Genomic DNA, 25,878 nt, shown 5'->3' on the forward strand with positions numbered 1-25,878 from the left:
CGGTCAGGCCCAGCGCCCGCCGCTGACTCAACTTCCCACTGTGACGGCCGATACAGTCTTGGCTTGTCATGGCCCCGTGCCTCATGCAAATCTTGCCAACGCCCATAGAAGTCGGGTGGGGCGAAGTACCCCATCCAGCACCCTGGAAATCTCCCGCGCATGAAGAGTCATCCCGATGCCGCCAGCCGTCAGGCGGCCGAGGTTGTCACGCAGCTTCCCGTCCCGTCGAGGCTCGGGATGCTGCGCTTCGAGCGCCTGAACGAGCCCAGCTGGACCCTGCTGTTCCTCGACCCCGGCTGCGAACGCCAGATCGGCGTCCCGGCCCAGGACCTCTGCGGCATCCTCGACGCCCCCTACGCCAGCCTGATGGAGCCCGAAGCGCGCCATCGCCTGCATGAGCAGGTGCAGCAGCAACTGCTCAGGGACGGCCGTTACCGGGTGCGCTACCTGCTCCATTCGCCACGCGGCACGCTGAACGTGCTGGAGGTCGGCGAAGCCTTCCAGCAGCACGGCCGCCAACTGCTCCACGGCTACCTGCTACAGACCGAGGCGGACGAGCACGAAACCGAGCTGGACCCGCGCCTGCTGGACCTCGAGGCTCAGAACATCCGCCTGAAGATGTCCCTGGAGATGTACCAGCGCTCCCAGGACGAACACCTGCAGCACCTGGTGCGCTCGCGTACCCAGCAGAACCTCATCGTGCGTCTGGCGCGGCACCGCTACCTGTCCAGCGACCCGCTGCTGGAAGCCGCGCAACTGATCGCCCAGGCCGCCTGCGAGGCCTACGATGTCGCCCGCGCCGGCATCTGGCGCCTGCACCCGGACCATCGCCTGGAAGCGGTGACCATCTACCGCCGTGATACCGACCAGTACGAAAAGCCGCAGGATATCGACGCCAGCCACTTCCCCAATTACCTTGACGCGGTGCATAGCGGCCGCGCCATCGACGCCCATAATGCCCAGCAGGACCCGCGCACCCAGGAGCTGGCCATGCGCTACCTGCGCCCGCAGGGCATCAGCGCCATGCTCGACGCCACCATCCGCGTCGGTGGCGAAGTGGTCGGCGTGCTCTGCCTGGAGCATGTCGGCGAAGTGCGCATGTGGCAGAGCGACGAGATAGCCTTCGCCGGGGAGCTGGCCGACCAGTATGCCCAGGTGCTGATGAACCACGAGCGGCGCAACGTCTCCAGCGCCCTGCACCTGTTCCAGCGCGCCGTCGAACAGAGCGCCAGCGCCTTCCTGCTGATCGACCGCGAGGGCCTGGTGGAGTACGTCAACCCGAGCTTCACCGCCATCACCCAGTACGGCGCCGACGAAGTGCGCGGCCGCCGCCTGCCGGAGCTACCGGCACTGGCGAATCTCAGCGAACTGCTGTTCGATGCGCGCTCCACCCTGGTCACGCAGAACAGCTGGCAGGGCGAGTTCCGCAGCCGGCGCAAGAATCTGGAGCCCTACTGGGGCCAGTTGTCGCTGTCCAAGGTCTACGACGACAAGGGCGAGCTGACCCACTACATCGGCATCTACGAAGACATCACCCAGAGCAAGCTGGCCCAGCAGCACATCGAGAAGCTCGCCTACCGCGACAATCTCACGGGCCTGGCCAACCGGCACTTCTTCATCAATGCCCTGGAAGAACGCCTGCAGGTGGGCAGCGAGCACTCGCTGAGCCTGCTGCTGGTGGACATCGACAATTTCAAGCGGATCAACGACAGCCTCGGCCACCAGACCGGCGACAAACTGCTGGCCAACCTCGCCCGCCGCCTGCGCAGCAGCCTGAGTGACAGCGCCACCCTGGCGCGCTTCGCCAGCAACGAATTCGCCGTACTGCTGGAAGAGTCCGTGGCCGGCCGTGGAGAGAAGATTGCAGCGCAGATTCTCTCTGTGCTCGATAAGCCGCTGTTCGTCGACAACCAGCTGATCAGCATCACCGGCTCCGTGGGCATCGCCTACGCGCCGCAACACGGTCAGGATCCGCAGACGCTGATGAAGCACGCGGGTCTTGCGCTGCACAAGGCCAAGGCCAATGGCAAGCATCAGGTGCAGACCTTCACCGAGGCGATGACCGCCGAGGCCAGCTACAAGCTGTTCGTCGAGAGCAACCTGCGCCGCGCGCTGGTGCAGGACGAACTGGCCGTGCACTACCAGCCCAAGCTGTGCCTGCGCAGCGGTGCGCTGCTGGGCCTGGAAGCGTTGCTGCGCTGGCAGCACCCGGAGAAGGGCATGATCCGCCCGGACCAATTCATCAGCGTGGCCGAGGAAACCGGCCTGATCATCCCCATCGGCAAGTGGGTGATCCGCCAGGCCTGCCGCCAGGTGCGGGAACTGGCCGCCAAAGGCCTGGGCGAGCTGCACATGGCGATCAACCTGTCGCCCAAGCAGTTCAGCGACCCGGACCTGGTCGGCTCCATCGCCGCGATCCTCCACGAGGAAAGCATCCCGGCCTCGCAGTTGGAACTGGAGTTGACCGAAAGCCTGCTGCTTGACGCCACCGACGACACCCGCCAGCAGCTGGAACGCCTGAAGAACCTCGGCCTGACCCTGGCCATGGACGACTTCGGCACCGGTTACTCGTCGCTGAGCTACCTGAAGAAATTCCCCATCGACGTGATCAAGATCGATCGCAGCTTCATCAAGGACATCCCGGACAACCAGGACGACATGGAGATCACCTCGGCGGTGATCGCCATGGCGCACAACCTCAAGCTGCAGGTGGTTGCCGAAGGCGTGGAGACCGCCGCCCAGCTGGCCTTCCTGCGGCGCAACCGCTGCGACATCGGCCAGGGCTACCTGTTCGACAAGCCCATCCCCAGCCACGACCTCTCCTCCAGCCTGCAGCGCTACCCCTGCCGCCCGCATTGAACGACTCTGGCGCGGCGTGCCCGCAGCCATTCGCACGAGCTGTCTCAAACCTCCCGCAAAGCAAAACAAACGCTGTAATCTTCGGCGAGTACCCGAGTCTATTGCCGCCCCTATTCGACAGGAGACGAATGCCATGACCCTGCGCTCGCAGATACTTGCCCACAAACTGGAACTGCCCAGCTCCGCCCAGGCCCTGCCGGGACGCGAGAGCCCGATGCCGGTGCCCGAAGCGCATTACGTCAATGGCCACCCGCTGACTGCACCCTTCCCCGCCGGCGTGCAGCAGATCGTTGTCGGCCTGGGCTGCTTCTGGGGCGCCGAGCGGCGCTTCTGGCAGCAGCCGGGCGTCTGGGTAACCGCGGTGGGTTATGCCGGCGGCTTCACGCCGAACCCGACCTACGACGAAGTCTGTTCCGGCCTGACCGGCCACAGCGAAGTGGTGCTGGTGGCGTACGACCCGCGCGAAACCAGCATCGAGGCGCTGCTCAAGGTGTTCTGGGAATCCCACGACCCGACCCAGGGCATGCGCCAGGGCAACGACACCGGCACCCAGTACCGCTCGGTGATCTACTGGTTCGACCAGGCGCAGAAGGCTGCCATCGACGCCAGCCGCGCGGCTTTCCAGAAGGAGCTGAGCGCCAAGGGCTACGGCGAGATCACTACGGAAATCCGCGAGGTGCCGCCGTTCTACTATGCCGAGGCCTACCACCAGCAGTACCTGGCGAAGAACCCCAACGGCTACTGTGGCCTGGGCGGCACGGGCGTCTGCCTGCCGGCGTAAGCCATATCTGCAGGACTGGGCTCCGTCCTCGATCAGCACGGCGCCTGCGCCAGATCATCAGGATCGAGCCCGTATCACGAAAAAGCCCCGGCACTGCCAGGGCTTTTTTCATTCCGCGATCAGCCAGTCCACCTGGCTGCTGCCTTCACTCTGCGCCAGCGTCTGGGCCAGCCAGGGCAACAGCCCGCGCAGTTCCTCGTCCAGCGGCCACGGTGGATTGGCAATGACCAGTCCGGAGCCATTCAGGCGGTCGGCCGTGTCGGCCGGATGTACGCACAGCTCCACGCGGAGCATCTTCGGCGCCGAGCTCTTTTCCAGGCGCTGGTAGAAACGCTTGAGCTGGCGGCGATCCTTGATCGGGTACCAGATGGCAACCACGGTCTGGCGCATGCGGCCGATGGCTTCGTCCAGTGCGGTTACGCAGCGCTCCAGGTCATCGGGCTGCTCGAAGGGCGGGTCGATCAACAGCACCCCGCGCTTCTCGGAAACCGGCAGGAAAGCCCGCGGCAGCAACCAGCCATCGCCCTGATGCACCGAGATGCGGCGCTCGCCAGCCATGTTGACCTTGAGCAGGCGGCCGTCTTCCGGGTGCAGCTCGTTGAGCATCACCCGATCCTGCGGGCGGGTCAGGCGCCGCGCCAGCTCAGGCGAACCGGGGTAGAACTCCAGCCCGCCATCGGGATTCAGCGCGCGGACTACCTCCAGGTAGTCCTGCAGCAGCTCCGGCACGTCATCGCGCTCCCACAGGCGACCGATGCCCGACTCCCATTCGCCGGTACGGCTGGCTTCATTACCCAGCAGGTCGTACAGGCCGATGCCGGAATGGCTGTCGAGATAGGCGAAGGGCGTGTCCTTGCGCGCCATCAGCGCGAAGATGCGGGCAAGGACGATGTGTTTCAGCACGTCGGCGTGGTTGCCGGCGTGGTAGGCATGGCGGTAGTTCATGGATAGCGGACTCCTCAAGGCGCGCAGTTTAGGTCCTGCGGCGGGTGCGGTGCGAGTCCGCCGTCGCCGGGGGCCTGCCGGGAGCCGAGTGTTTTAGCCCTTTATCACGCTCATGGATGATTCTGTGCGCGCTTCATTCACCAGACTAGACTGCGCCAATTCCCACGGAGGTCGATCCATGTCCGAGACCCTGCTCAGCTCCCGCAACCTCGCTTTCGAACTCTACGAAGTGCTCGACGCCGAGGCCCTGACCCAGCGCGAACGCTTCGCCGACCACAACCGCGAGACCTTCGATGCGGCCCTGTCCACCGCGCGCGGCATCGCCGAAGAGCTGTTCGCCCCGCACAACCGCAAGAACGACGAGAACGAACCGCAGTACGTCGACGGCGGCGCGGTGCTGATTCCGGAAGTGAAGCCGGCAGTGGATGCGTTCAACGAAGCCGGTTTCCAGAACGCCTCGCGCAGCTTCGAACAGGGCGGCATGCAGTTGCCGCATCTGCTGTCGCGCGCCTGCTTCGCGCACTTCCAGTCGGCCAACATCGCCACCTCGTCCTATCCGATGCTGAGCATGGGCGCCAGCCACCTGATCGAGACCTTCGGCAGCGAAGAACAGAAACGCCGGTTCCTGCAGCCGATGATCGACGCGCGCTTCTTCGGCACCATGGCGCTGACCGAGCCCCACGCCGGCTCGTCGCTGGCGGATATCCGCACCCGCGCCGAACCGGCCGCCGACGGCAGCTACCGGATCAAGGGCAACAAGATCTTCATTTCCGGCGGCGACCACCCGCTGTCGGAGAACATCGTGCACATGGTCCTGGCCAAGCTGCCGGACGCCCCGCCCGGCGTGAAAGGCATCAGCCTGTTCATCGTGCCGAAGTTCCTGGTCAACGACGACGGTTCCCTCGGCGCACGCAACGACGTGACTCTGGCCGGCCTGTTCCACAAGATGGGCTGGCGCGGCACCACCTCCACCGCGCTGAACTTCGGCGACAAGGGCGAGTGCGTCGGCTACCTGGTGGGCAAGCCACACCATGGCCTGGCCTACATGTTCCAGATGATGAACGAGGCGCGCATCGGCGTCGGCATGGGCGCGATCATGCTCGGCTACGCCGGCTACCTGTACTCCCTGGAATACGCCCGCGAGCGCCCGCAAGGCCGCCCGGTGGATGCCAAGGACCCGACCTCGGCGCCCGTCTCCATCGTCCAGCACACCGACGTCAAGCGCATGCTGCTGACCCAGAAGTCCTACGTCGAGGGCGCCTTTGACCTGGGCCTGTACGCCTCGCGCCTGGTGGACGACTGCGAAACCCTGCCCACCGAGGAAGAGCGCACGCAGGCCCACGAACTGCTCGACCTGCTCACTCCGATCGTCAAGTCCTGGCCCTCGGAGTTCTGCCTGAAGGCCAACGAACTGGCGATCCAGATCCTCGGCGGCCACGGCTACACCCGCGAATACCCGGTGGAGCAGTACTACCGCGACAACCGCCTGAACCCGATCCACGAAGGCACCCACGGCATCCAGTCGCTGGACCTGCTCGGCCGCAAGCTGGCGCAGAACAATGGCGCCGGCCTGAAACAGCTGACCCGCCTGATCAACCAGTGCTGCGAGCGCGCCAGCGCGCACCCGTCGCTGGACAAGCTGCGCGAGCCGCTGGAACAACTGATGGCGCGCCTGTCGGCCACCACCCTGAGCCTGCTCGGCGACCTGATGCAGGGCCGCGTAGCCCAGGGCCTGGCCAACTCCGCGCTGTACCTGAAGGTCTTCGGCCACGCCGTGATCGGCTGGCGCTGGCTGGAGCAGGCCATCCGCGCCGAAGAGGGCCTTGCACGAGGCGATGCTTCGGACACCGACTTCTACCGCGGCAAGCTGCAGGCCGCGCGCTACTTCCTGACCTGGGAAGTGCCGTCCTGCCACCATGACCTGGCGCTGCTCGAAGCCCGCGACGACACCTGTTCCACCATGCAGGACGCCTGGTTCTAAGCGTCTCGTATGTCCCTTATGCCCCGGTCACGTCCGGGGCTTTTTTATGTCCGGATGAAGGCCGCGTCGCCGACCGCGGAAGCGCCCCACAAGCTGACAGAAGACAGCCTAAAGAATTGGAGGATACTTCCCACGAGAAGCACCGAACCGACCGACAGCAAGGCCTGAGGTAGATGCAATTGAATAGCGACCGCGCATTCTCCATCCCTCTCGACCATGGCCATGCAGACCGTCACTCTCCCGTCACTCCAACGCCACTACCAGAACTTCCTGCCTCTGCTCGCTATCGCTGCAGCACTGGGCTGCACGCTCGTCCTGTTCAACACCGGGTCGACCGACGACGGCAAACAGCGAGACACCGCCCTTTCGCCAAGCACCTCGCCGATCTACAGCGCACCCAGCACAGAAGCCTTCGAGCACGCTGACGACTACCTGAAGGACATCGACAAGGCCATGAGCGACGGGCTTGCCGTGCTGCGCGGTGGCGACAGCAAATCCATCACCTCGCAGAGCCGCTACTTCAACGCACTGGTCAATGCCGGCTATGCGCAGTTCGGCTCGTCCTATTACGACCCGCTGGGCAGTTGCGGCGTCACCGGCAGCTCGGCGCGCCACCTATGGCACACGCAGATTCGCGCCCTGAGCGCCGATGCCGGGCACAGCATCGCCGGCGAGGTCGCCAATGCCCGCGCCATCCTGCAACGAGACAGGCAATCCTGCCTGGACGCCGTCAGACTGCCTCTGGAAGAGGCACTGAAATGGGCGCCCACCGCACTCTCCGGGCTCAATCTGGTGCCCACCTGGCAAGGCAGTGCAGGCTGGCTTGAAAGCACCGTCGAACGGTCCTCAACAAACCTTTGACAGCCTTGTAAATCCGCAGGTTAGAATCGATTGGCATGCGGCCTGCATCCTGATCCTCGAGTAGCGTCGCCACTCCCCTATCCCCCAGGAGGTCGACATATTGGATGCCGTGGCCATCAACAGCTATTTCCTGATCGCTGCCGTGCTGATCGGCATGAGCATCCTGGTCAGCTCGCTGTCCTCGCGCCTGGGCATCCCGATCCTGGTCATCTTTCTCGCCGTGGGCATGATCGCGGGCACCGACGGCCCCGGCGGCATCGGTTTCTCGAACTATCCCATGGCCTACCTGGTGGGCAACCTGGCGCTGGCGGTGATACTGCTGGACGGCGGCTTGCGCACGCGGGTGTCGAGTTTCCGTGTGGCACTCTGGCCCGCGCTGTCGCTGGCCACTGCCGGGGTGCTGATCACCGCAGGGCTGACCGGCATCGCCGCGGCCTGGCTGTTCAAGCTGAGCTGGATGGAAGGCCTTCTGATCGGCGCCATCGTCGGCTCCACCGACGCTGCGGCGGTGTTCTCGCTGCTGGGCGGCAAGGGCCTGAACGAGCGGGTCACCGCGACCCTGGAAATCGAGTCGGGCAGCAACGACCCCATGGCGGTATTCCTCACCGTTACCCTGATCGACATGCTTGCCCACGGCGAGAGCGGCCTGTCCTGGAGCTTCCTCTGGCACTTCCTGCGCGAGTTCGGCATCGGCTCGGTACTGGGCCTGGGTGGCGGCTGGCTGCTGCTGCAGGTGATCAATCGCATCCACCTGGCCAACGGCTTGTACCCGCTGCTGGCCATCAGCGGCGGCCTGCTGATCTTCGCCGTGGCCAACGCGGTGCACGGCAGCGGCATCCTGGCCATCTACCTGTGTGGCCTGGTGCTGGGCAACCAGCCGATCCGCTCGCGCCACGGCATCATGCACATGCTCGACGGCATGGCCTGGCTGGCGCAGATCGGCATGTTCCTGGTCCTCGGCCTACTGGTCACGCCACACGACCTCTGGCCCATCGCCCTGCCCGCTCTCGGCCTGGCGCTGTGGATGATCCTCTTTGCCCGTCCGCTGTCGGTGCTGGTGGGCCTTGCGCCGTTCCGCGCCTTCCATGGCCGCGAGAAGGCCTTCATCGCCTGGGTCGGCCTGCGTGGCGCGGTGCCGATCATCCTCGCGGTGTTCCCGCTGATGGCCGGGCTGCCCAACGCCCAGCTGTTCTTCAACGTCGCCTTCTTCATCGTGCTGGTCTCGCTGCTGGTGCAGGGCACCAGCCTGCCCTGGGCCGCCAAGCTGTTGCGCGTGGTGGTACCACCGGATCCGGCGCCGATCTCCCGCGCCGGCCTGGAAGTCCACCCCACCAGCGAGTGGGAGCTGTTCGTCTATCACCTGAGCAAGGAAAAGTGGTGCATCGGCGCCGCCCTGCGCGAGCTGAAGATGCCCGAAGGCACCCGAATCGCCGCGCTGTTCCGTGGCACCCAGTTGCTGCACCCCTCGGGCAGTACCATCCTCGAAGCCGACGACATCCTCTGCGTGATCGGCCACGAGCATGACCTCTCGCCGCTGGGCAAGCTGTTCAGTCAGGCGCCGGACCGCGGCCTGAGCGCGCGCTTCTTCGGCGATTTCGTCCTCGAGGGCGACGCCCAGCTCTCCGCCGTGGCCTCGCTTTACGGCCTAAAGCTCGAAGGCGTGGATGGCGAGCAGAACCTGGGCCGCTTCATCGCCCAGGAAATCGGCGGCCAGGCGATCATCGGCGACCAGGTGGAATGGAACGGCCTGACCTGGACCGTTGCCGCCCTGGACGGGAACAAGATCCGCAAGGTCGGGGTCAAATTCCCGGAAGGCCGTCCCGGTCCCGGGCTCTTCCTCTGACCGCCTACCGGTGCCCGCTTGCGGGTGCCGGCCCGCCAGCACTACCCTCACTCCACTTTTTGCACGAGCCGCTGATCGCGACCATGTCATTCCTGCTGCGTACCTTTCTGACTGCCGTCCTCCTGTGCGGCGCGTTCACCGGCCTGCCCGCGCAGGCCGCCGATACCACCGTGCCCAGCGCCGAAAAGGTGCAACAGAGCCTCGACGGTCTGGCCGACCGCAAGCTGCCCGAGGCGGACGCCAAAGCGCTCAAGGCCACCCTGGAAAACACGCTCAAGCTGCTCGCCGCCAAGACCGATGCCGAGCAGCAATTGCAGGAGCTGAACGGCAAGCTGGCCGACGCACCCAAGCTGATCAATGAAAACCAGAAGGCGCTCAGCCGCCTCAAGGGCAGCAGCGACAAGCCCGCCAGCCAACGCTACGCCGGTTTCAACGCTACCCAGCTGGAAATGACCCTCAACGAGCAGTCCACCCAACTGGCCGCGTGGCAGAAAGAACTGGTGGACGCCAAGAGCGACATCCTCACTGCGCAGACCCGTCCCGAGCGCGCCCAGGCCGATCTGAGCAAGAACCAGACACGCCTGCTGGAGATCGCCGGCATCCTCAAGGCCGGCAAGGACGGTAGCAAGACGCTCAGCGAAGAGCATCGCAACGAACTGCTTGCCGAACAGGCCCTGCTCACTGCCCAGAACCCGCTGTTGCGCAAGCAACTGGCCGGCAACAACCTGCTGCTCGACCTCGCTTCCAGCCAGCGCGACCTGCTCGCCGAACGCATTGGCCGCGAGGAGCGCGAGACCCTCGAACTGCAGACGATGATCAGCGACAAGCGCCGCGAGCAATCCGAACAGACTGTCGCCAAACTGTCCAAGGACACCGACCAGGCTGCCGGCACCGACAGCCTGCTGAGCCAGCAGAGCGCCACCAACCTCAAGCTCTCCGACTACCTGCTGCGCACCACCGACCGCCTTAACACGCTCACCCGGCGCAACCTGGAGGCCAAGCAGCAACTGGACAACCTGACCCAGGGCGAGCAGGCGCTGGACGAGCAGATCAACGTACTGCGCGGCAGCCTGCTGCTGTCGAAGATCCTCTACCAGCAGAAACAATCGCTGCCGGTGATCAAGACCGACCAGGACCTCGCCGACGAAATCGCCGACCTGCGTCTCTACCAGTTCGAGTTGAACCAGAAGCGCGACGAAATCAACAACACCCAGCTCTACATCGACAACCTGCTTGCCCAGCAGGCCCAGGAAAGCGTCACACCGCAACTGCGCCACGACCTCAACGAGCTGGTGAATACCCGCCTGGAGCTGATGGAGCGCCTCAACCACGAACTCAACGCGCTGCTCAACGAAGCCATTACGCTGCAGCTCAACCAGAAGCAGCTCAAGGAAACCAGCGACAGCCTGCGCGCCACCCTCGACGAGCAGATGTTCTGGATCCCCAGCAACCGCCCGCTGGACCTGTCGTGGTTCAAGATGACCCCGACTCTGCTACACCACCAGCTCGCCGAAGTGCCCTGGGGATCGGGTGTGCAGGAGCTGTTCGAAGGCCTGATCGACCGGCCTTTCCTGTTCCTGCCGCTGCTCCTGCTGGTCGCCGGGCTGCTGTGGAAGCGCAAGTTCCTCTACGACAAGCTGGAATCGCTGAACGACGACATCGGCCACTTCAAGCGTGACAGCCAGGCGCACACCCCGCTGGCTCTACTGCTCGCGGTGCTGCTGGCGCTGCCCGGAACGCTGGCCCTGGCCATCGCCGGCCTCGCCCTGCTGCTCGACGCCCGTGGGCAGAACGCCACCCTGGGCAGTGCGCTGCTGGAGATGGCGCAGGTCTGGCTGGTGTTCTACACCGCACACCGTATCCTGCGCCCCGGCGGCATCGCCGAGCGACACTTCCACTGGAGCCAGTCGCAGGTGCAGTTCCTCGGCAAGCTGATGCGCCGACTGGGCCTGGTGGTGATGTCGCTGGTCGCGGTGGTGACCGTCGCCGAGCACTCACCGGCGTCCCTCGCCGATGACGTGATTGGCATCGCCGTGGTGTTGTTCGGCTATGGCGCCATGACCTGGCTGCTCGCCCAGCTGCTGTTCAACAGCCCGTCCAGCGAGCGTCCGTCGATGATCAAGATGGTCGTCGGCCTGGGCTTCACTGCCCTGCCAGTGGCATTGTTCCTCGCCGTGGGCTTCGGCTACTACTACACCGCGCTAAAGCTGACCGACCGGCTGATCGACACCTTGTTCCTGCTGATGTTCTGGATGGTGGTGGAAGCCACCTTCGTCCGCGGCATGGGCGTCGCCGCGCGCCGCCTGGCCTACCAGCGCGCCCTGGCGAAGCGGCAGAACGCCCCCAAGGAAGGCATCGAGGGCAGCGAGGTCGTCGTGGAAGAGCCCACCCTGGGCATCGAGCAGATCAACGAGCAGTCCATGCGCCTGATCCGCCTGGGCCTGCTGATCGGCTTCGTGGTCACCCTGTACTGGGTCTGGGCCGACCTGATCAGCGTGGTCTCGTACCTCGACAACGTGACCCTCTACCAATACACCAGCGGCACAGGCGACGCGGCCTCCACCACGCCGATCAGCCTCAGCGACTTCCTCATGGCCATGGTCATCGCGGCTGTCACCGTGGCCCTGGCGCGCAACCTGCCCGGCCTGCTGGAAGTGCTGGTACTGCAACGCCTGACCCTGGCCCAGGGCAGCGCCTACGCCATCACCACCCTGCTGTCCTACACCATCAGCGGCATCGGCTTCGTCAGCGCGCTGTCCACCCTCGGGGTGAGCTGGGACAAGCTGCAATGGCTGGTGGCCGCCCTGTCGGTAGGCCTGGGCTTCGGCCTGCAGGCGATCTTCTCCAACTTCGTCTCCGGCCTGATCATCCTCTTCGAGCGCCCGGTGCGGATCGGCGACGTGGTGACCATCGGCACGCTGTCCGGCACCGTCAGCCGGATTCGTATCCGCGCCACCACTATCACCGACTTCGACCGCAAGGAAATCATCGTCCCCAACCAGACCTTCATCACCGGGCAACTGGTGAACTGGTCGCTGAGCGATACCGTGACGCGGGTGACCATCAAGATCGGTCTGGCCTACGAGAGCGACCTGCCGCTGGCGCGCAAGATCATGCTCGACGCGGCCCACGCCAACCCGCGCATCCTGCGCGACCCGGAACCGGTGCTGTACTTCACCACCATCAGCGCCAGCACCTTCGACTACGAACTGCGCTTCCATGTGCGCGAACTGGGCGACCGCAATCCGGCGGTGGACGAGACCCTGACTCGCATCGCCCTGGCCTTCCGCGAGGCCGGCATCGACATGGCCTTCAACCAGGTCGACGTGTTCCTGAAGAACTTCCAGGGCCAGGAAGCCCAGGTCATCGTCGGCCAGCAGCAGCCCACCGCCACGCCCGTGAAGATCAGCCAGGACAAGCCCAACGGCGACAAGGCCTGAGGCTGGACGCCTCCGGACATATCCGAGCACAATACTCGGACATGTCCGGAGTTAGCCTGTGAAAAAGCTCGACGAACTCGCCTTCGATAACCGCTTCGCCCGCCTGGGCGACGTGTTTTCCACCGAAGTCCTGCCCGATCCCATCGCCGACCCGCGCCTGGTCGTCGCCAGCCGCTCGGCCATGGCCCTGCTCGATCTCGACCCGAGCGAGGCGGATACCCCGGTGTTCGCGGAAATCTTCGCCGGCCACAAGCTCTGGGAAGAAGCCGAGCCGCGCGCCATGGTCTATTCCGGGCACCAGTTCGGCTCCTACAACCCACGCCTGGGCGACGGCCGCGGGCTGCTGCTGGGCGAAGTGGTCAATGCTGCAGGCGAGCACTGGGACCTGCACCTCAAGGGCGCCGGGCAGACCCCCTACTCGCGCATGGGCGACGGCCGCGCCGTGCTGCGCTCGTCGATCCGCGAGTTCCTCGCCAGCGAATACCTCAACGCCCTCGGCATCCCCAGCAGCCGCGCCCTGTGCGTCACCGGATCCAGTACCACGGTGTGGCGCGAGACCCGGGAAACCGGCGCCATGCTGCTGCGCATGGCGCCCAGCCACGTGCGCTTCGGCCACTTCGAGTACTTCTACTACACCCAGCAGGAAGAGCAGTTGAAGACACTCGGCGAGTTCGTCCTGCGCGAGTATTTCCCCGACAGCCTGAACGACGAGAAGCCCTACCTGGCATTCTTCCGCGAAGTGGTCGAGCGCAACGCGCAGATGATCGCCTGCTGGCAGGCCTACGGTTTCTGCCACGGCGTGATGAACACCGACAACATGTCGATCCTCGGCATCACCTTCGACTACGGCCCCTACGCCTTCCTCGACGACTTCGACGCCAACCACATCTGCAACCACTCCGACGACACCGGCCGCTACTCCTTCAGCAACCAGGTGCCCATCGCCCACTGGAACCTCGCCGCGCTGGGCCAGACGCTGGTGCACTTCGTCGAAGTCGATGACCTGCGCGCCACGCTGGACCTGTTCCTGCCGCTGTACCAGGCCCACTACCTGGACCTGATGCGCCGGCGCCTGGGCTTCACCACTGCCGAGGATGGCGACCTGGAGCTGGTACAGCGCCTGCTGCAGAGCATGCAGAAAGGCGCGGTGGACTACTCGCTGTTCTTCCGCCGCCTCGGTGAGCAGGCGCCGGAGCAGGCGCTGGCCGTGGTGCGTGACGACTTCGTCGACCTGGCCGGCTTCGACGCCTGGGCTGCCGACTACCGCGCTCGCGTCGAGCGCGAAGGCGGCAGCCAGGACGAACGCCGCGCGCGCATGCACGCCGTCAACCCGCTTTACGTCCTGCGCAACTACCTCGCCCAGGAAGCCATCACAGCCGCCGAGCAGGGCAACTTCAGCGTCGTGCGCCGCCTGCATGAAGTGCTCAGCCGGCCCTTCGAAGAGCAGCCCGACGCCGAAGCCTTCACCCGCCGTCCGCCGGACTGGGGCAAGCATCTGGAGATCAGTTGCTCCTCCTGAGCCGGTTATAAGCTCAGCCAAAAGCGATCTAGCGACGCCCTGGCCAGATTGCTCCCGGTCATTGACCGGGGCCGGGCGCCGCTCGCATCCTCGGGGCTTTCTGCCACAAGGACGCTCGAACAATGAAACCGGAAACCCTGGCCATCCACGCCGGCTACAGCCCCGACCCGACCACCAAGGCCGTGGCCGTGCCGATCTACCAGACCAGCTCCTACGCCTTCGACGACACCCAGCACGGCGCCGATCTGTTCGACCTGAAGGTCGCCGGCAACATCTACACGCGAATCATGAACCCCACCAACGCGGTGCTGGAGGAGCGCGTGGCCGCGCTGGAAGGCGGCGTGGCAGCGCTGGCCGTGGCCTCCGGCATGGCCGCCATCACCTACGCCATCCAGACCGTCGCCGAAGCCGGCGACAACATCGTCTCGGTGGCCAAGCTCTACGGCGGCACCTACAACCTGCTCGCCCACACCCTGCCGCGCTTCGGCATCCAGACCCGCTTCGCGCCGCATGACGACATCGCCGCCCTCGAAGCGCTGATCGACGAACGCACCAAGGCGGTGTTCTGCGAATCCATCGGCAACCCGGCCGGAAACATCGTCGACCTGCAGGCCCTGGCCGACGCCGCGCACCGCCACGGCGTGCCGCTGATCGTCGACAACACCGTCGCCACGCCGATCCTCTGCCGCCCGTTCGAACACGGCGCGGACATCGTCGTGCACTCGCTCACCAAGTACATCGGCGGCCACGGCACCAGCATCGGCGGCATCGTCGTCGACTCCGGCAAATTCCCCTGGGCCGAGAACAAGGAACGCTTCCCGCTGCTCAACACGCCCGACCCGTCCTATCACGGCGTGACCTACACCGAAGCCTTCGGCCCCGCCGCCTTCATCGGCCGCTGCCGTGTCGTGCCGCTGCGCAACACCGGTGCCGCGCTCTCGCCGTTCAACGCCTTCCTCATCCTGCAAGGCCTGGAAACCCTCGCCCTGCGCATGGAGCGCCACTGCGAGAACGCCGTGAAAGTCGCGCAATACCTGCAGGACCACCCGCAGGTCAGCTGGGTGAAGTATGCAGGTCTCGCCGACCACCCCGAGCAGGAACTGGCGCTGCGCTACATGGGCGGCAAGCCCGCGTCGATCCTCTCGTTCGGCATCAAGGGCGGGCAGGAAGCCGGCGCGCGCTTCATCGATGCGCTGAACCTGGTGGTGCGCCTGGTCAACATCGGCGACGCCAAGTCCCTGGCCTGCCACCCGGCCTCGACCACCCACCGCCAGCTCAACGACGAAGAACTGCAGAAGGCCGGCGTACCGCGCGACATGGTGCGCCTGTCCATCGGCATCGAGCACATCGACGACATCCTCGCCGACCTCGCCCAGGCGCTTGACGCCGCCAAGGCCTGATCCCGTGGCAACCGAATGAGGCGCCAGGCCGGCGCCTCATTCGCGGGTCAGCGCCCCTGCAATATCTCTTTGCCATCATTTTGCAGACGAGCCCACCGGCCTTTCCGTAGAATGCCGCGCAGCGCCGCAAGCCAGAGCGCGACCGCACCCAGCGGCACGCAAGCGAACAGGGATTTCGTCCGCCTTTCCCCGCCCATTCCTCTCCGACCCGCCTTCCAGGCGCCGGCCGGCGGATAACTTTTTTCGCCCGTGACCATACGGTTCCGTCCGATCCTGCCGATAGGGCTTGGACGTGGTTCGCCACCCTGGCCCCCAACAAGAACAATCTCCGAACGGCCTGACTTCACACAACCTTTCCTGGAGATCGTCAATGAACACCTGGATTTCCAACCTGAGCGTGAATCTCAAGTTGGCCCTGGGCTTCGGCCTGGTCCTCGCCTTCACCGCCATCCTCGCCATCGTCAGTTGGGTCGGCCTCGGCTCGCTGATCGACCGCAGCAACTGGATGAGCGATATCACCGAGCTGAACTCGCGCCTGACCAAGCTGCGCATCACCCGCCTGCAGTACATGATCGCCGACGGCGCCGAGCAGGAAGCTGCCAACGTCATGTCCACCCTGGCCGACTTCAAGGCGCAGCAGCAGAAACTGCGCGCCTCCTTCGTCAGCCCCGAGAACGTGCGCCTGCTCGACCAACTCGGCGGCGTCATCGCCGACTACGAGAAATCCCTGGCCGCCATGCGCGCCGGCTACCAGAGCGCCGGCATCACCCGAGGCGCCCTGCAGGACAACGCCACGCGCGCCGCCGAACTGACGGCGACCATCCAGCAGGACGTACTCAAGGCCCCCGCGGACGAAGAGCGCGCCACCCGCTTCCAGGCCATCACCGGCACCCGTGAAGACCTGCTACAGGCCCGCTACGACGTACGCGATTACCTGGCCACGGCCCTCACCAGCAACGGTGACGGCGTGACCCGCGGCCTGGACGAAAGCATCGCCGGCCTGCCGGCCCTGGAAAGCGTCCTCGGCGTCGCCGAAGCGCAGTACGTCCAGCAACTGGGCACTGCCCTGCGCGCCTATCGCGATGCCGTCACCACCCTGCGCGGCAACATGGCCGCCATCGTCCAGGCGCGCAAGGAAATGACCACCCAGGGCCAGGACATCGTCAAGATCAGCGAGAATCTCTACCAGCTGCAACTCGATCGCCGCGACGCCGAAAGCGCCAGCGCCCGCAGTCTGCAGACCCTGTTCACCCTGCTCGCGCTGGTCCTGGGCGGCATCGCCGCGCTGATCATCACCCGCCAGATCACCCGCCCGCTGCAGGAAACCATGGCTGTGGTCGACCGCATCGCCGCCGGCGACCTGTCGCAGACCGTCCAGGTCACCCGCCGCGACGAGCTCGGCCGCCTGCAGCAAAGCATGCAGCGCATGAGCCAGAGCCTGCGCGAGCTGATCGGTGGCATCCGCGACGGCGTCACCCAGATCGCCAGCGCCGCCGAAGAGCTCTCCGCCGTCACCGAGCAGACCAGCGCCGGCGCGAACACCCAGAAGGTCGAGACCGACCAGGTCGCCACCGCCATGCACGAGATGTCCGCCACCGTGCAGGAGGTAGCGCGCAACGCCGAGCAGGCCTCCCAGGCCGCCTCCGCCGCCGACCACCAGGCCCAGGACGGCGACCGCGTGGTGAACAAGGCCGTGGAGCAGATCGAGCGTCTCGCCGAGGAAGTCGAACGCTCCGCCGAGGCCATGCAGCGCCTGGAACAGGAGAGCGAGAAGATCGGCAAGGTCATGGACGTGATCAAGTCGGTGGCCGAGCAGACCAACCTGCTGGCCCTCAACGCCGCCATCGAGGCCGCCCGCGCGGGCGAAGCCGGTCGTGGTTTCGCCGTGGTCGCCGACGAAGTACGCGGGCTGGCCCAGCGCACCCAGCAATCCACCGAAGAAATCGAAGCCCTGGTCGCCGGCCTGCAGAGCGGCACCCGCCAGGTCTCCAGCGTCATGCTCGGCAGCCGCGAACTCACCGCCAGCAGCGTCGCCCTCAGCCGCCAGGCCGGCGAGTCACTGGGCGAGATCACCCGCACCGTGTCGAACATCCAGGCGATGAACCAGCAGATCGCCACCGCTGCCGAGGAACAGAGCGCCGTGGCCGAGGAAATCAGCCGCAGCGTGGTCAATGTGCGCGACGTCTCCGAACAGACCGCCTCGGCCAACGAAGAAGTCGCCGCCTCCAGCGTCGAACTCGCGCGCCTGGGTGGGCAACTGCAAACCCTGGTCAGCCACTTCCGCGTCTGACGCCCATGGCCGCTGGATCCCCAGCGGCCATCGGTCCGCGCTGCAAGCTTTACGCTTTGCTGTGCACTCCAGCGACAACAACCTCGGCCAGCGCGTCGTCAGGATCACCGTCGCACCCCCGCAGCGCACCGAGGCCGATCCGGCTTAGAGACAAACCAACGGGTGAAGCAGCAGGAATGCTCACACTGTCACTCTACCGGCCGAACCCTCCGCCGCGATTGGCGCAACAACGCTGACGCACTGATGAATCATCGTCGTTCAAAAGTCGATTTGCCTGCCGCCGACTTGAGTTTCGGCACCATTCTGGCCGGCCACCATAGCCGAGGCGCTAATCGCATTTTGATTCGCCCATTCACGAAGCTTCGCAAATTCCTCCTTGCGCATTTTGCTCATGGGGACCATGCGGGAAATAGTGGTTTCAAAATCAGCCATCGTCAGGTCGCTGGCATCGCCAGAACCGCTCATTCGCCGTGAGAACGCCTCGATCAGCGATTCCCCAACCCAAGCTTCGATTTCAGCCCCCGATAGCACAACATCCTTACCAAAATTCGATTCGCCCCCCAGAGCAGACAACAGGTCCAAGTCAAACTTCGCCGGGTCACGTTTCAATTTCTTCAGGTGTATTTCAAGAATCTTCTTTCTTTCCAATGTTGACGGGAAGTCAACGAAGAATATTTCATCGAACCGGCCCTTCCTCAATAGTTCCGGAGGCAAGCTGCCAATATTGTTAGCGGTAGCAAATACAAAGACCGGCGCCGTTTTCTCTTGCATCCAGGTCAATAGCGTGCCGAATACACGCGACGCCACCCCCCCATCGGACGCACCGCCGGAAGAACCGGAAAGCCCCTTTTCAATTTCATCGATCCATAAGATGCAGGGCGAAATCGCTTCGGCGGTGCGTAGCGCGGAACGAATGTTGGACTCTGAAGAGCCAACCAGTCCCTGGAAGATTTTCCCCATATCCAGGCGCAATAACGGCATGTTCCAGGACGACGAAACGCACTTCGCCGTAAGCGACTTGCCGCAACCGGGAACCCCGGTCAAGAGCAATCCCTTCGGGGTTCCGACACCAAATTCCTGGGCAGCCTGACCGAAACACTGACTGCGCAGATGGAGCCACTTCTTGAGGGTTGCCAAGCCTCCGACGTCGTCAAGATTCACCTTTGAGTCAATGTACTCCAGGATACCTGTCTTCCGTATAATTTGTTTCTTCTCGGAAAGCAGGTCTTTAACGGTGTTTTCATTGACACTCAGGCTCGATACCAATGAACGGGACAGGCTATTGTCAATCTCCAATTCCGTGAGGCCCAACGCGGCATCGATGAGTTTTTCCTTGGCATCGCTCGGCAGATCAATCTTGATATTTTCATTGCCTTGCCAGGAGCTTATGAACTTGCTGACCTGACCCGTGATTTCGTCGCGTGACGGCAAAGGAAAATCAACCAGCGTGATTTCCTTTTGAAGGTCAGTGGCAATTTCAAAGCTAGGCGCCACGATAATGCAATTGCTTCGATATCCGCGCGAGCGAATATTGATGGCAAAATCTCGAAGTCGACGACGATAGACGGGGTTCGAACTGGGGGTAAGATAATTATGGGCATCACAAAAAACAAAGATACTCTTGCTGTTTTCTTCTTTTGCTCTTTCTTCGCAAAAATCCAAGGCCACCTTCAAATCGAAGGTTTTTTCCCCAGCCACGGAGCCATTTATCTGCACGCCTTGGGTCGAGTTCCACACGAATAAACGATGGCCAAGCGCCTTGGCGATCTCAGAAATCTCACTGAGTGCGCGCTCTTCCTCGAACGACTCGATGACCAGAATCGCATAGCGAGCCTTTAGGTAATCAGTTATCTGCTTGGTGCGGTTCATGCCTAATATCCCTGTGCCTGAACTGAATTATATATGCATCGGAAGACCGGTCTTGGTCACACTGGAATTTGAAACAACAAATTCGACAACTCTTCTAGTACGGAAAAAATCAAGATCGACTCTGTCACTGGCCTTGATGATCTGCTTGTACTGATAGGGATGTTCCGCGTTATGCCGATACCGGCCAGCCAGCGTCACGTCTACGGCTTTAACGACACGAATCATGGCTTCATTCTGGAATATTTCTTTTGGTGTATAGCCTGTATAGAGTATCCAGTTTTTCTCGCCATTGACGGCATGGATCAATTGCTCCAGGGCTGCCGCCTGATCCAGCGGCTCCCCTCCGGAGAGGGTAACCCCGGCGATGTCGTGTGCATTTATCTTCTGCGCCAATGCCTCGACAGACATCAGCGTAGCCGCTTCGCGAGCATGGGTCCGCTGATTGAAACACCCTTTACAATTCAATGCACAACCCTGCACCCATAATGTCAAGCGCAACCCAGGACCATTAACGCAACTCAACTCCATGTGGTGTACGTTGATATGCATTTAGAGATTCGCACTGAGAACTTGAAGGGTTTGCTCCTCGTGAACGACGGTATATTCCGGCTTCCACTCGGTCACCAGCTCCGCAGTAGGACTGGAGAGTAGCGCTTCAAGCTCCTCGGTAAGCTTTGTGCAAATATCGCCTTTCACACCACGCACCTCCTCCATTACTTCGTCGCCCGTAAAGGTCACATGGATGCTGTATTCGTACTGCGGTCCAAACTCAATCTCGAACCCTTGAAGAGTTTCTTTCGTTCTGGCGGGAACACCTGAAGCTTCTATGCGCCTGATGGTTTCATCGATGGCTACGCTGATGTAGGCTTTCTGAAAGCTCAACGCCAAATCGGCCTTGATCGCCTCGTCTCCGTCCGAAACAGTGTCGCGTTCGATAAGGAGCCTGTAGGAGTTCTCCTCAATCTGGCAAACAAATAGGTTGAATCCATCAGCGGCTCGACCACACACCGCTCTGAATTGCTGACTGCCCATATAGCCGACTTTGCTCAATACCTTCTTACTGAATTCGCTGGGATACAGGAAAACTATATCTGTCTCCGGGTTGATCCCCATCTTGCCGAACGCTTTAGCAATGGCGTCCTCATTGACATAAGAAAATTCAAACCTTGTGCAATGCGACATATCAAAGCTCCAGCCTTCGTCTAGGAACGACTTCTTCGGCGCCCTGGATTGCCATTAACACCTCAGAATTCAGCTCGATGTTGCGTATCGGTGCCGCGGATGCAGACATGGCTTCGGGCGCAGAAGCGGCTGGCGTCGAGACTGGAGCGCCGGCATTGACCACTACACGACGCCTCTGCGCTGCCATCGGCGCATCACTACCGCCAAGCAGACTTGCATCAATTACCTCCAGCAGCCTTCTGATTACCAGAATTGGATTTGATGTGAGCTTGTCATACAGACCAATGCACAACAAAACATGGAGGCCATCACTGAAATTCAATTTGACACAGTAATTCTGCTCTTCACTACCAATGATACCAATGTGCGAAATCTGGTTAAGATCTCGCCTCATCTTTCTCCAGGAGCCCCCATCAAATACCGCCACAATCAACGTTGTTGCCGTTGTGGCAAAGGCATTACTCCCTTGCTCAACCTCGTTGGCATTGAAATTCTGATAACTGAGCAGAACCTTCTCGCCTACAGAGACCCCCAAGGCGCTTGCCAGGTATTCATTTGTCGAGAAATCAACATCCGCATGGAATTTAAAACTTTTTGACAGAACATAAAGAGCAAAGACTCCTACCAACGCAAAGAGTATTGCCTTTATCGTATCCGCCGGCGAAAGAATCACAAAAGCCAAAACAGCAAAAGCCATGACGCCGTAGCCGTAGTTTATGGCCTTCTGCATACTGAGCTTTTTATTTCTATAAGCCAAAAAAGTTTTTCCGGGAATATATTGCTTGGAAGGCGCCAACCCCAGCGCACATGCAGCAAAAAAAACCAGACTAACAACCCCCATTACAGCTTGCCGCTTTTGCCCGGTTTGCAGCCCCTCAAGAAACATCCATGCAGCGCCAACAATCAAGACAGGCAGGAATGCGAGAACTGCAAGCCCCGCCATCTTGCCCTTGGTTGCCAGCAACATCTTCCACATGGGGATAGTTTTTATCATTCACAAACCTTTTATTGTTGATATCGAAGCGCGTAATGAAGGGATTACTTTAAAACCACTCGCTGCTCGATGCTACTTGATGTTATGAATTGGCGCCGCTTGATAATCCCTCCCTCCGCCACCACCTAGCTCCCCACAGCCTCTGGAGCCCCACCATGTCCGATTCCCTGATCATCCCCTGCCCGAACTGCAACGGCCTCAATCGCGTGCCCGCCGCGCGCCTGGCTGACTCGCCCAGCTGCGGGCGCTGCCAGGCGCCGATCGTGCTGGATACGCCGTTCGACCTTGATGAAGCCGGTTTCACCGCCCAGGCCAAGGGCGATCTGCCGTTGCTGGTGGACGTGTGGGCCGACTGGTGCGGGCCGTGCAAGGGCTTTGCGCCGGTGTTCGAACAAGCGGCGGCGCGCTTGTCGGGCAAGGTGCGTCTGGCCAAGCTGGACAGCGACGCCAACCCGAACCTCTCCACGCACCTGGGGATTCGCTCGATTCCCAGCCTGATCCTGCTGCGCAATGGCCAGGAAGTGGCGCGCCAGAGCGGTGCGATGCCGTTGCCGCAGTTGCTCGACTGGCTGTCGCGCCAGGGCATCTGACGGCGAGCGTTTCGGTCAATCGGTGCGGTCATTGCCAGACCGCACACGCGGGCTAGGCTTGGGCAAAAAACGGAGCACGCCCATGCCTTCCTACCCCGAAGACTTCATCCGCCAGCTCACCGAAGAGCACATCGCCTTCGTCAAGCGCACCGGCCTCAAGGCCGAAGTGCTGGAGCCTGGCCACGTGCGCCTGCGCATGCCGCTCAAGGGCAATGAGAACCACATCCAGAACATGTACGCCGGCGCGCTGTTCACCGTGGCCGAATTGCCCGGTGGCGTACTGATGCTCACCAGCTTCGATGCGCGGCGCTTCTACCCCATCGTCAAGGAAGCCGGGCTGCGCTTCCTGCGCCCCGCCGCCAGTGACGTGACCGTCGATGCGCAGCTCACTGAAGCCGAAATCCAGCGTATCGGCGAAGAGGCGACGCACCAAGGCAAGGCGGAGTTCGTCCTCGACCTGCAGTTGAAGGACGAAGAAGGCAATGTCGTCGCCGAAAGCCATGCCATCTATCAGTTGCGCAGTCGCTGAATCGAGCCATTGCCCTGCATCAAGGTGAAATTTCCTATGTGGCGCGACAGTGGAAGCGCCATAGAGGGAACCCACCATGTACAGGAACCTGCTCGTCGCCCATGACCTCAGTGTCGAGGCGGACATCGCGGTGCGGCGCGCTGCAAAACTGGCGCGCCAGCACGGGGCCAGCGTCACGCTGCTGCACGTCATCGAGGAATTCTTCCCCGACCGCATGATGGATACCGTCCGCGAAGCGGCTGAAGTGGCATTGCGCGATGCAGCCCGCGCCAGTGACATCGCCGACTACCAACTGGTGATACGCCAGGGGCGCGCCGCCAATACCGTCACCCAGGCGGTGCAGGAGCTGGGCGCCGACCTGCTGGTGATCGGTGCGCACCATCAGCAACTGCTCGAGCGTTTCGACGGCACCACACTGGAGCGCATCGCCCGGCATTGCCGCGCGCCGATCCTGCTCGCCGTGGAAGAGTCCGCCGCGCCTTACACCAAGGCCTTGGCTGGGCTGGACCTGTCGCACTGCTCCTGCCAGGCCTGGCGCGCCGGCTACCGCCTGCTGGAACCCGCCGCCGAGCTGCTGGCGCTCAACGCCTACCAGCCGGGCAAGAAGGCCGGCCGCGCCGACAGCCACCTGGAGACGCAGCGCGAACTGCTGCGCCAGGCGCTGCAGGATGAGCGCAAGCACGTACCGAGCACGGGGCCGCAGCTACTCTGCGCGGTGCAACAGGGCACAGCCCAGCAGGCGCTGGAAACGGCGCTGCGGGAGTGGTCGCCCGACCTGCTGATACTCGGCAGCCGCAGCCGCGGCGCCATCGAGCAAGCCATGCTGGGCAGCTCGACGCGTTACTTCCTGCGCCGGCCACCCTGCGATGTGCTGATCAGCCAATAACCGCTCAGGCTTCCAGCAGGTTGTGCAGTTCGACGAACTGCTGGGTCAGCTTGTGCCGGGGCTCGAGGAAGATCAGCGGGGTGCACGCCTGGTGCGACTCGCGCATTTTCACCGAACTCATCAGGTAGACCGGCAGCACCGGCAGCTCCTCTTCCACCAGCTCATCCAGCAGTTGCTGCGGCAGCGTGGCGCGCGGCTGGAACTGGTTGACCACGATGCCTTCGACTTCCAGGTCTTCGTTGTGGTCCTCCTTCAGCTCTTCGATCTCCTGCAGCAGGCCATACAGCGCCTGGCGGGAGAAGCTATCGCAATCGAAGGGAATCAGGCAGCGATCGGCGGCGATCAGTGCAGAAACCGTGTAGAAGTTCAGCGCCGGCGGAGTATCCAGGTAGATCCTGTCGTAGTCTTCGCCGAGCTCGTCCAGCAGTTTGCGCAGCTTGTTGATCTTGTGCTTCTGCTCGAGCTTGGGCTGCAGGTCGGCCAGCTCGGGACTGGCGGTGACGATATGCAGGTTATCGAACGGCGTCTCATAGATGTCGACCTTGCCTTTGCGGCTGAAAGGTCCGGACGAAAGCGTCTGCTTGAAGAAATCGGCAATGCCCACCGGGAGATCTTCGCCGGTCAGACCGGTGAGGTAGTGGGTGGAGTTGGCCTGGGCATCGAGGTCCACCAGCAAGGTGCGGTGGCCCTCCGCTGCGCTCACTGCCGCCAGGTTGCAGGCGATGCTGGACTTGCCGACCCCGCCCTTCTGATTGAACACCACACGCCGCATGAGCCGTCCCTCCAGGAACCAATCGAGTGCCGGTGGATTCTATGCAAAGCCCATGACAAGGGCGAGCGCAGCAGCCCGGTATATTTGCCCCTGCTCAGCGCGCGCCGTGCTGAGCCTTCACTTCCTCGGTCACCAGGTCGAAGAACGACTGCGCCAGGCGTGACGTCTCGTTGCGCCGCCGCACCAGCCATACCGAGCTGGTAGCGCCCGGATCGCTCAGGGTGCGATAGACCACGCCGTCCACCCGCGTACGGCGGAACGACGCCGGCAACATCGACACCCCCAGCCCCGCCGCCACCAGACCGATAATGGTCATCGCCTCTCCCGCTTCCTGGGCGATGCGCGGGCTGAAGCCGGCCTGTCGTGAGAGCGCCATCAGTTGGCTGTAGAGCCCCGTGCCATAGCTGCGCGGGAAGAATACGAAAGGCTCGTCTGCCAGTTCGGCGAACTCCAGGCCCTCCTGGCTGGCCTGCGCCAGCGGATGATCGGCGCGCAGCACAGCCACCAGCGGTTCGCTGAACAGCTCCACGGCCTCCAGGGTTTCCGGCAGCGGGATCGGACGAATCAGTCCCACCTGTACGCGCTCCTCCAGCAATGCCTGCACCGCCTGCCCGCTGCTCAGCTCCTGCAGGTCCAGATGCACGTCCGGATAGGCCTGGCGGAACGCCAGAATCGCGCGCGGGATGCTGGAGGTGAACGGCGCCGACGCGGTGAAGCCGACCTTCAGTTCACCGATCTCGCCCTGATGCGCGCGCCGGGCCAGTAGCACGGCGCGGTCCACCTGCTGCAGTACCTGCCGCGCCTCATCGAGAAACAGCTTGCCGGCCTCGGTGAGCGCCACACGGCGGTTGGTGCGCTCCAGCAGGCGCGCGCCGATCTCTTCCTCCAGCGCCTGGATCTGCTGACTCAGCGGCGGCTGGGAAATCCCCAGTTGCTCGGCCGCGCGGCCGAAGTGCAGCTCTTCCGCCACGGCGATGAAATAACGCAGGTGTCGCAGTTCCATTCCGCCTCCGCATAAGTGATTCGTAAAACGAATCAAACGTGTCGATTAATATATTGGAAATAATAAAGCCCGCTCCTTATCCTTTCCACACAAGCCCAATAACGACTACCAACCTGCTCCCTGCCTGGCCGCGC

General features: G+C 63.1%; 19 protein-coding genes. 12 read left to right on the forward strand and 7 right to left on the reverse strand.

All coding sequences use genetic code 11. From position 1 onward, the window contains the following. The first annotated feature begins 159 nt into the window (after positions 1–159). Both LDJ84_RS27220 and msrA read left to right on the forward strand, forming a co-directional pair. Positions 160–2,859, forward strand: a complete 2,700-nt coding sequence (locus tag LDJ84_RS27220) for a putative bifunctional diguanylate cyclase/phosphodiesterase (RefSeq protein WP_024764123.1) — start codon at positions 160–162, stop codon at positions 2,857–2,859. 133 nt (positions 2,860–2,992) lie between these two features. Beyond that, the gene (gene msrA / locus LDJ84_RS27225) at positions 2,993–3,640 is read left to right on the forward strand and encodes a peptide-methionine (S)-S-oxide reductase MsrA (protein ID WP_024764124.1); all 648 of its coding nucleotides are present in this window, start codon (positions 2,993–2,995) and stop codon (positions 3,638–3,640) included. A 108-nt stretch (positions 3,641–3,748) separates the two neighbouring features. Here msrA and LDJ84_RS27230 read toward each other — a convergent pair whose 3' ends face one another. After that, positions 3,749–4,585, reverse strand: coding sequence for a 23S rRNA (adenine(2030)-N(6))-methyltransferase RlmJ (locus LDJ84_RS27230; protein WP_065084960.1), 837 nt, complete (start codon positions 4,583–4,585; stop codon positions 3,749–3,751). Between the two features lie 178 nt (positions 4,586–4,763). Here LDJ84_RS27230 and LDJ84_RS27235 point away from each other — a divergent pair, with 178 nt between their 5' ends. From LDJ84_RS27235 to LDJ84_RS27265, 7 genes are all read left to right on the forward strand, one after another. Next, the gene (locus LDJ84_RS27235; protein WP_065084961.1) at positions 4,764–6,566 is read left to right on the forward strand and encodes an acyl-CoA dehydrogenase; all 1,803 of its coding nucleotides are present in this window, start codon (positions 4,764–4,766) and stop codon (positions 6,564–6,566) included. 222 nt (positions 6,567–6,788) lie between these two features. Continuing rightward, the gene (locus LDJ84_RS27240) at positions 6,789–7,427 is read left to right on the forward strand and encodes a hypothetical protein (protein WP_065327411.1); all 639 of its coding nucleotides are present in this window, start codon (positions 6,789–6,791) and stop codon (positions 7,425–7,427) included. Between the two features lie 100 nt (positions 7,428–7,527). After that, complete coding sequence (locus LDJ84_RS27245) at positions 7,528–9,270, forward strand: potassium/proton antiporter (RefSeq protein WP_024764128.1); 1,743 nt, start codon at positions 7,528–7,530, stop codon at positions 9,268–9,270. An 83-nt stretch (positions 9,271–9,353) separates the two neighbouring features. After that, positions 9,354–12,710 carry a mechanosensitive channel MscK gene (gene mscK / locus LDJ84_RS27250; RefSeq protein WP_084358656.1) on the forward strand — a complete coding sequence of 1,119 codons (3,357 nt, stop codon included), beginning with the start codon at positions 9,354–9,356 and terminating at the stop codon, positions 12,708–12,710. A gap of 58 nt (positions 12,711–12,768) precedes the next feature. After that, on the forward strand, positions 12,769–14,229 hold the full coding sequence (gene selO / locus LDJ84_RS27255) for a protein adenylyltransferase SelO (protein WP_065084674.1): 1,461 nt from the start codon (positions 12,769–12,771) through the stop codon (positions 14,227–14,229). A gap of 122 nt (positions 14,230–14,351) precedes the next feature. Continuing rightward, positions 14,352–15,629 carry a bifunctional O-acetylhomoserine aminocarboxypropyltransferase/cysteine synthase gene (locus LDJ84_RS27260; protein WP_038803338.1) on the forward strand — a complete coding sequence of 426 codons (1,278 nt, stop codon included), beginning with the start codon at positions 14,352–14,354 and terminating at the stop codon, positions 15,627–15,629. Positions 15,630–16,134: 505 nt separating this feature from the next. Continuing rightward, complete coding sequence (locus LDJ84_RS27265; RefSeq protein ID WP_413247472.1) at positions 16,135–17,919, forward strand: methyl-accepting chemotaxis protein; 1,785 nt, start codon at positions 16,135–16,137, stop codon at positions 17,917–17,919. Between the two features lie 258 nt (positions 17,920–18,177). Here the strand turns inward: LDJ84_RS27265 and LDJ84_RS27270 are convergent, their stop codons facing one another. The 4 genes from LDJ84_RS27270 to LDJ84_RS27285 are packed head-to-tail and all read right to left on the reverse strand — an operon-like array spanning position 18,178 to position 21,946. Continuing rightward, positions 18,178–19,788 (reverse strand): AAA family ATPase, encoded by a 1,611-nt coding sequence (locus LDJ84_RS27270; protein ID WP_065084676.1) that lies wholly within the window; start codon positions 19,786–19,788, stop codon positions 18,178–18,180. 27 nt (positions 19,789–19,815) lie between these two features. After that, positions 19,816–20,337 carry a 4Fe-4S single cluster domain-containing protein gene (locus tag LDJ84_RS27275; protein ID WP_065084677.1) on the reverse strand — a complete coding sequence of 174 codons (522 nt, stop codon included), beginning with the start codon at positions 20,335–20,337 and terminating at the stop codon, positions 19,816–19,818. Beyond that, positions 20,338–20,970 carry a DUF2997 domain-containing protein gene (locus tag LDJ84_RS27280; protein ID WP_065084678.1) on the reverse strand — a complete coding sequence of 211 codons (633 nt, stop codon included), beginning with the start codon at positions 20,968–20,970 and terminating at the stop codon, positions 20,338–20,340. It lies immediately after the preceding gene. A 1-nt stretch (position 20,971) separates the two neighbouring features. Continuing rightward, positions 20,972–21,946 (reverse strand): hypothetical protein, encoded by a 975-nt coding sequence (locus LDJ84_RS27285; RefSeq protein WP_226045615.1) that lies wholly within the window; start codon positions 21,944–21,946, stop codon positions 20,972–20,974. Positions 21,947–22,119: 173 nt separating this feature from the next. Here LDJ84_RS27285 and trxC point away from each other — a divergent pair, with 173 nt between their 5' ends. The 3 genes from trxC (at position 22,120) to LDJ84_RS27300 (ending at position 23,969) form a co-directional block, all read left to right on the forward strand. Continuing rightward, positions 22,120–22,554 carry a thioredoxin TrxC gene (gene trxC, locus LDJ84_RS27290; RefSeq protein ID WP_226045616.1) on the forward strand — a complete coding sequence of 145 codons (435 nt, stop codon included), beginning with the start codon at positions 22,120–22,122 and terminating at the stop codon, positions 22,552–22,554. 82 nt (positions 22,555–22,636) lie between these two features. Further along, complete coding sequence (locus LDJ84_RS27295) at positions 22,637–23,083, forward strand: YiiD C-terminal domain-containing protein (RefSeq protein ID WP_024764134.1); 447 nt, start codon at positions 22,637–22,639, stop codon at positions 23,081–23,083. A 76-nt stretch (positions 23,084–23,159) separates the two neighbouring features. Further along, positions 23,160–23,969, forward strand: a complete 810-nt coding sequence (locus LDJ84_RS27300; RefSeq protein WP_024764135.1) for a universal stress protein — start codon at positions 23,160–23,162, stop codon at positions 23,967–23,969. 4 nt (positions 23,970–23,973) lie between these two features. Here LDJ84_RS27300 and LDJ84_RS27305 read toward each other — a convergent pair whose 3' ends face one another. Together LDJ84_RS27305 and LDJ84_RS27310 are read right to left on the reverse strand one after the other, a co-directional pair. Then, positions 23,974–24,741 (reverse strand): ParA family protein, encoded by a 768-nt coding sequence (locus LDJ84_RS27305; protein ID WP_024764136.1) that lies wholly within the window; start codon positions 24,739–24,741, stop codon positions 23,974–23,976. 94 nt (positions 24,742–24,835) lie between these two features. Further along, positions 24,836–25,744: a LysR family transcriptional regulator gene (locus LDJ84_RS27310; protein ID WP_024764137.1), complete on the reverse strand. Its 909-nt coding sequence runs from the start codon at positions 25,742–25,744 to the stop codon at positions 24,836–24,838. Positions 25,745–25,878 lie beyond the last annotated feature (134 nt).

Origin of the sequence: Pseudomonas sp. HS-18 (genome assembly GCF_020401845.1) — a bacterium.
In the GTDB taxonomy this organism is placed as follows: Bacteria; Pseudomonadota; Gammaproteobacteria; order Pseudomonadales; family Pseudomonadaceae; genus Pseudomonas; species Pseudomonas nitroreducens.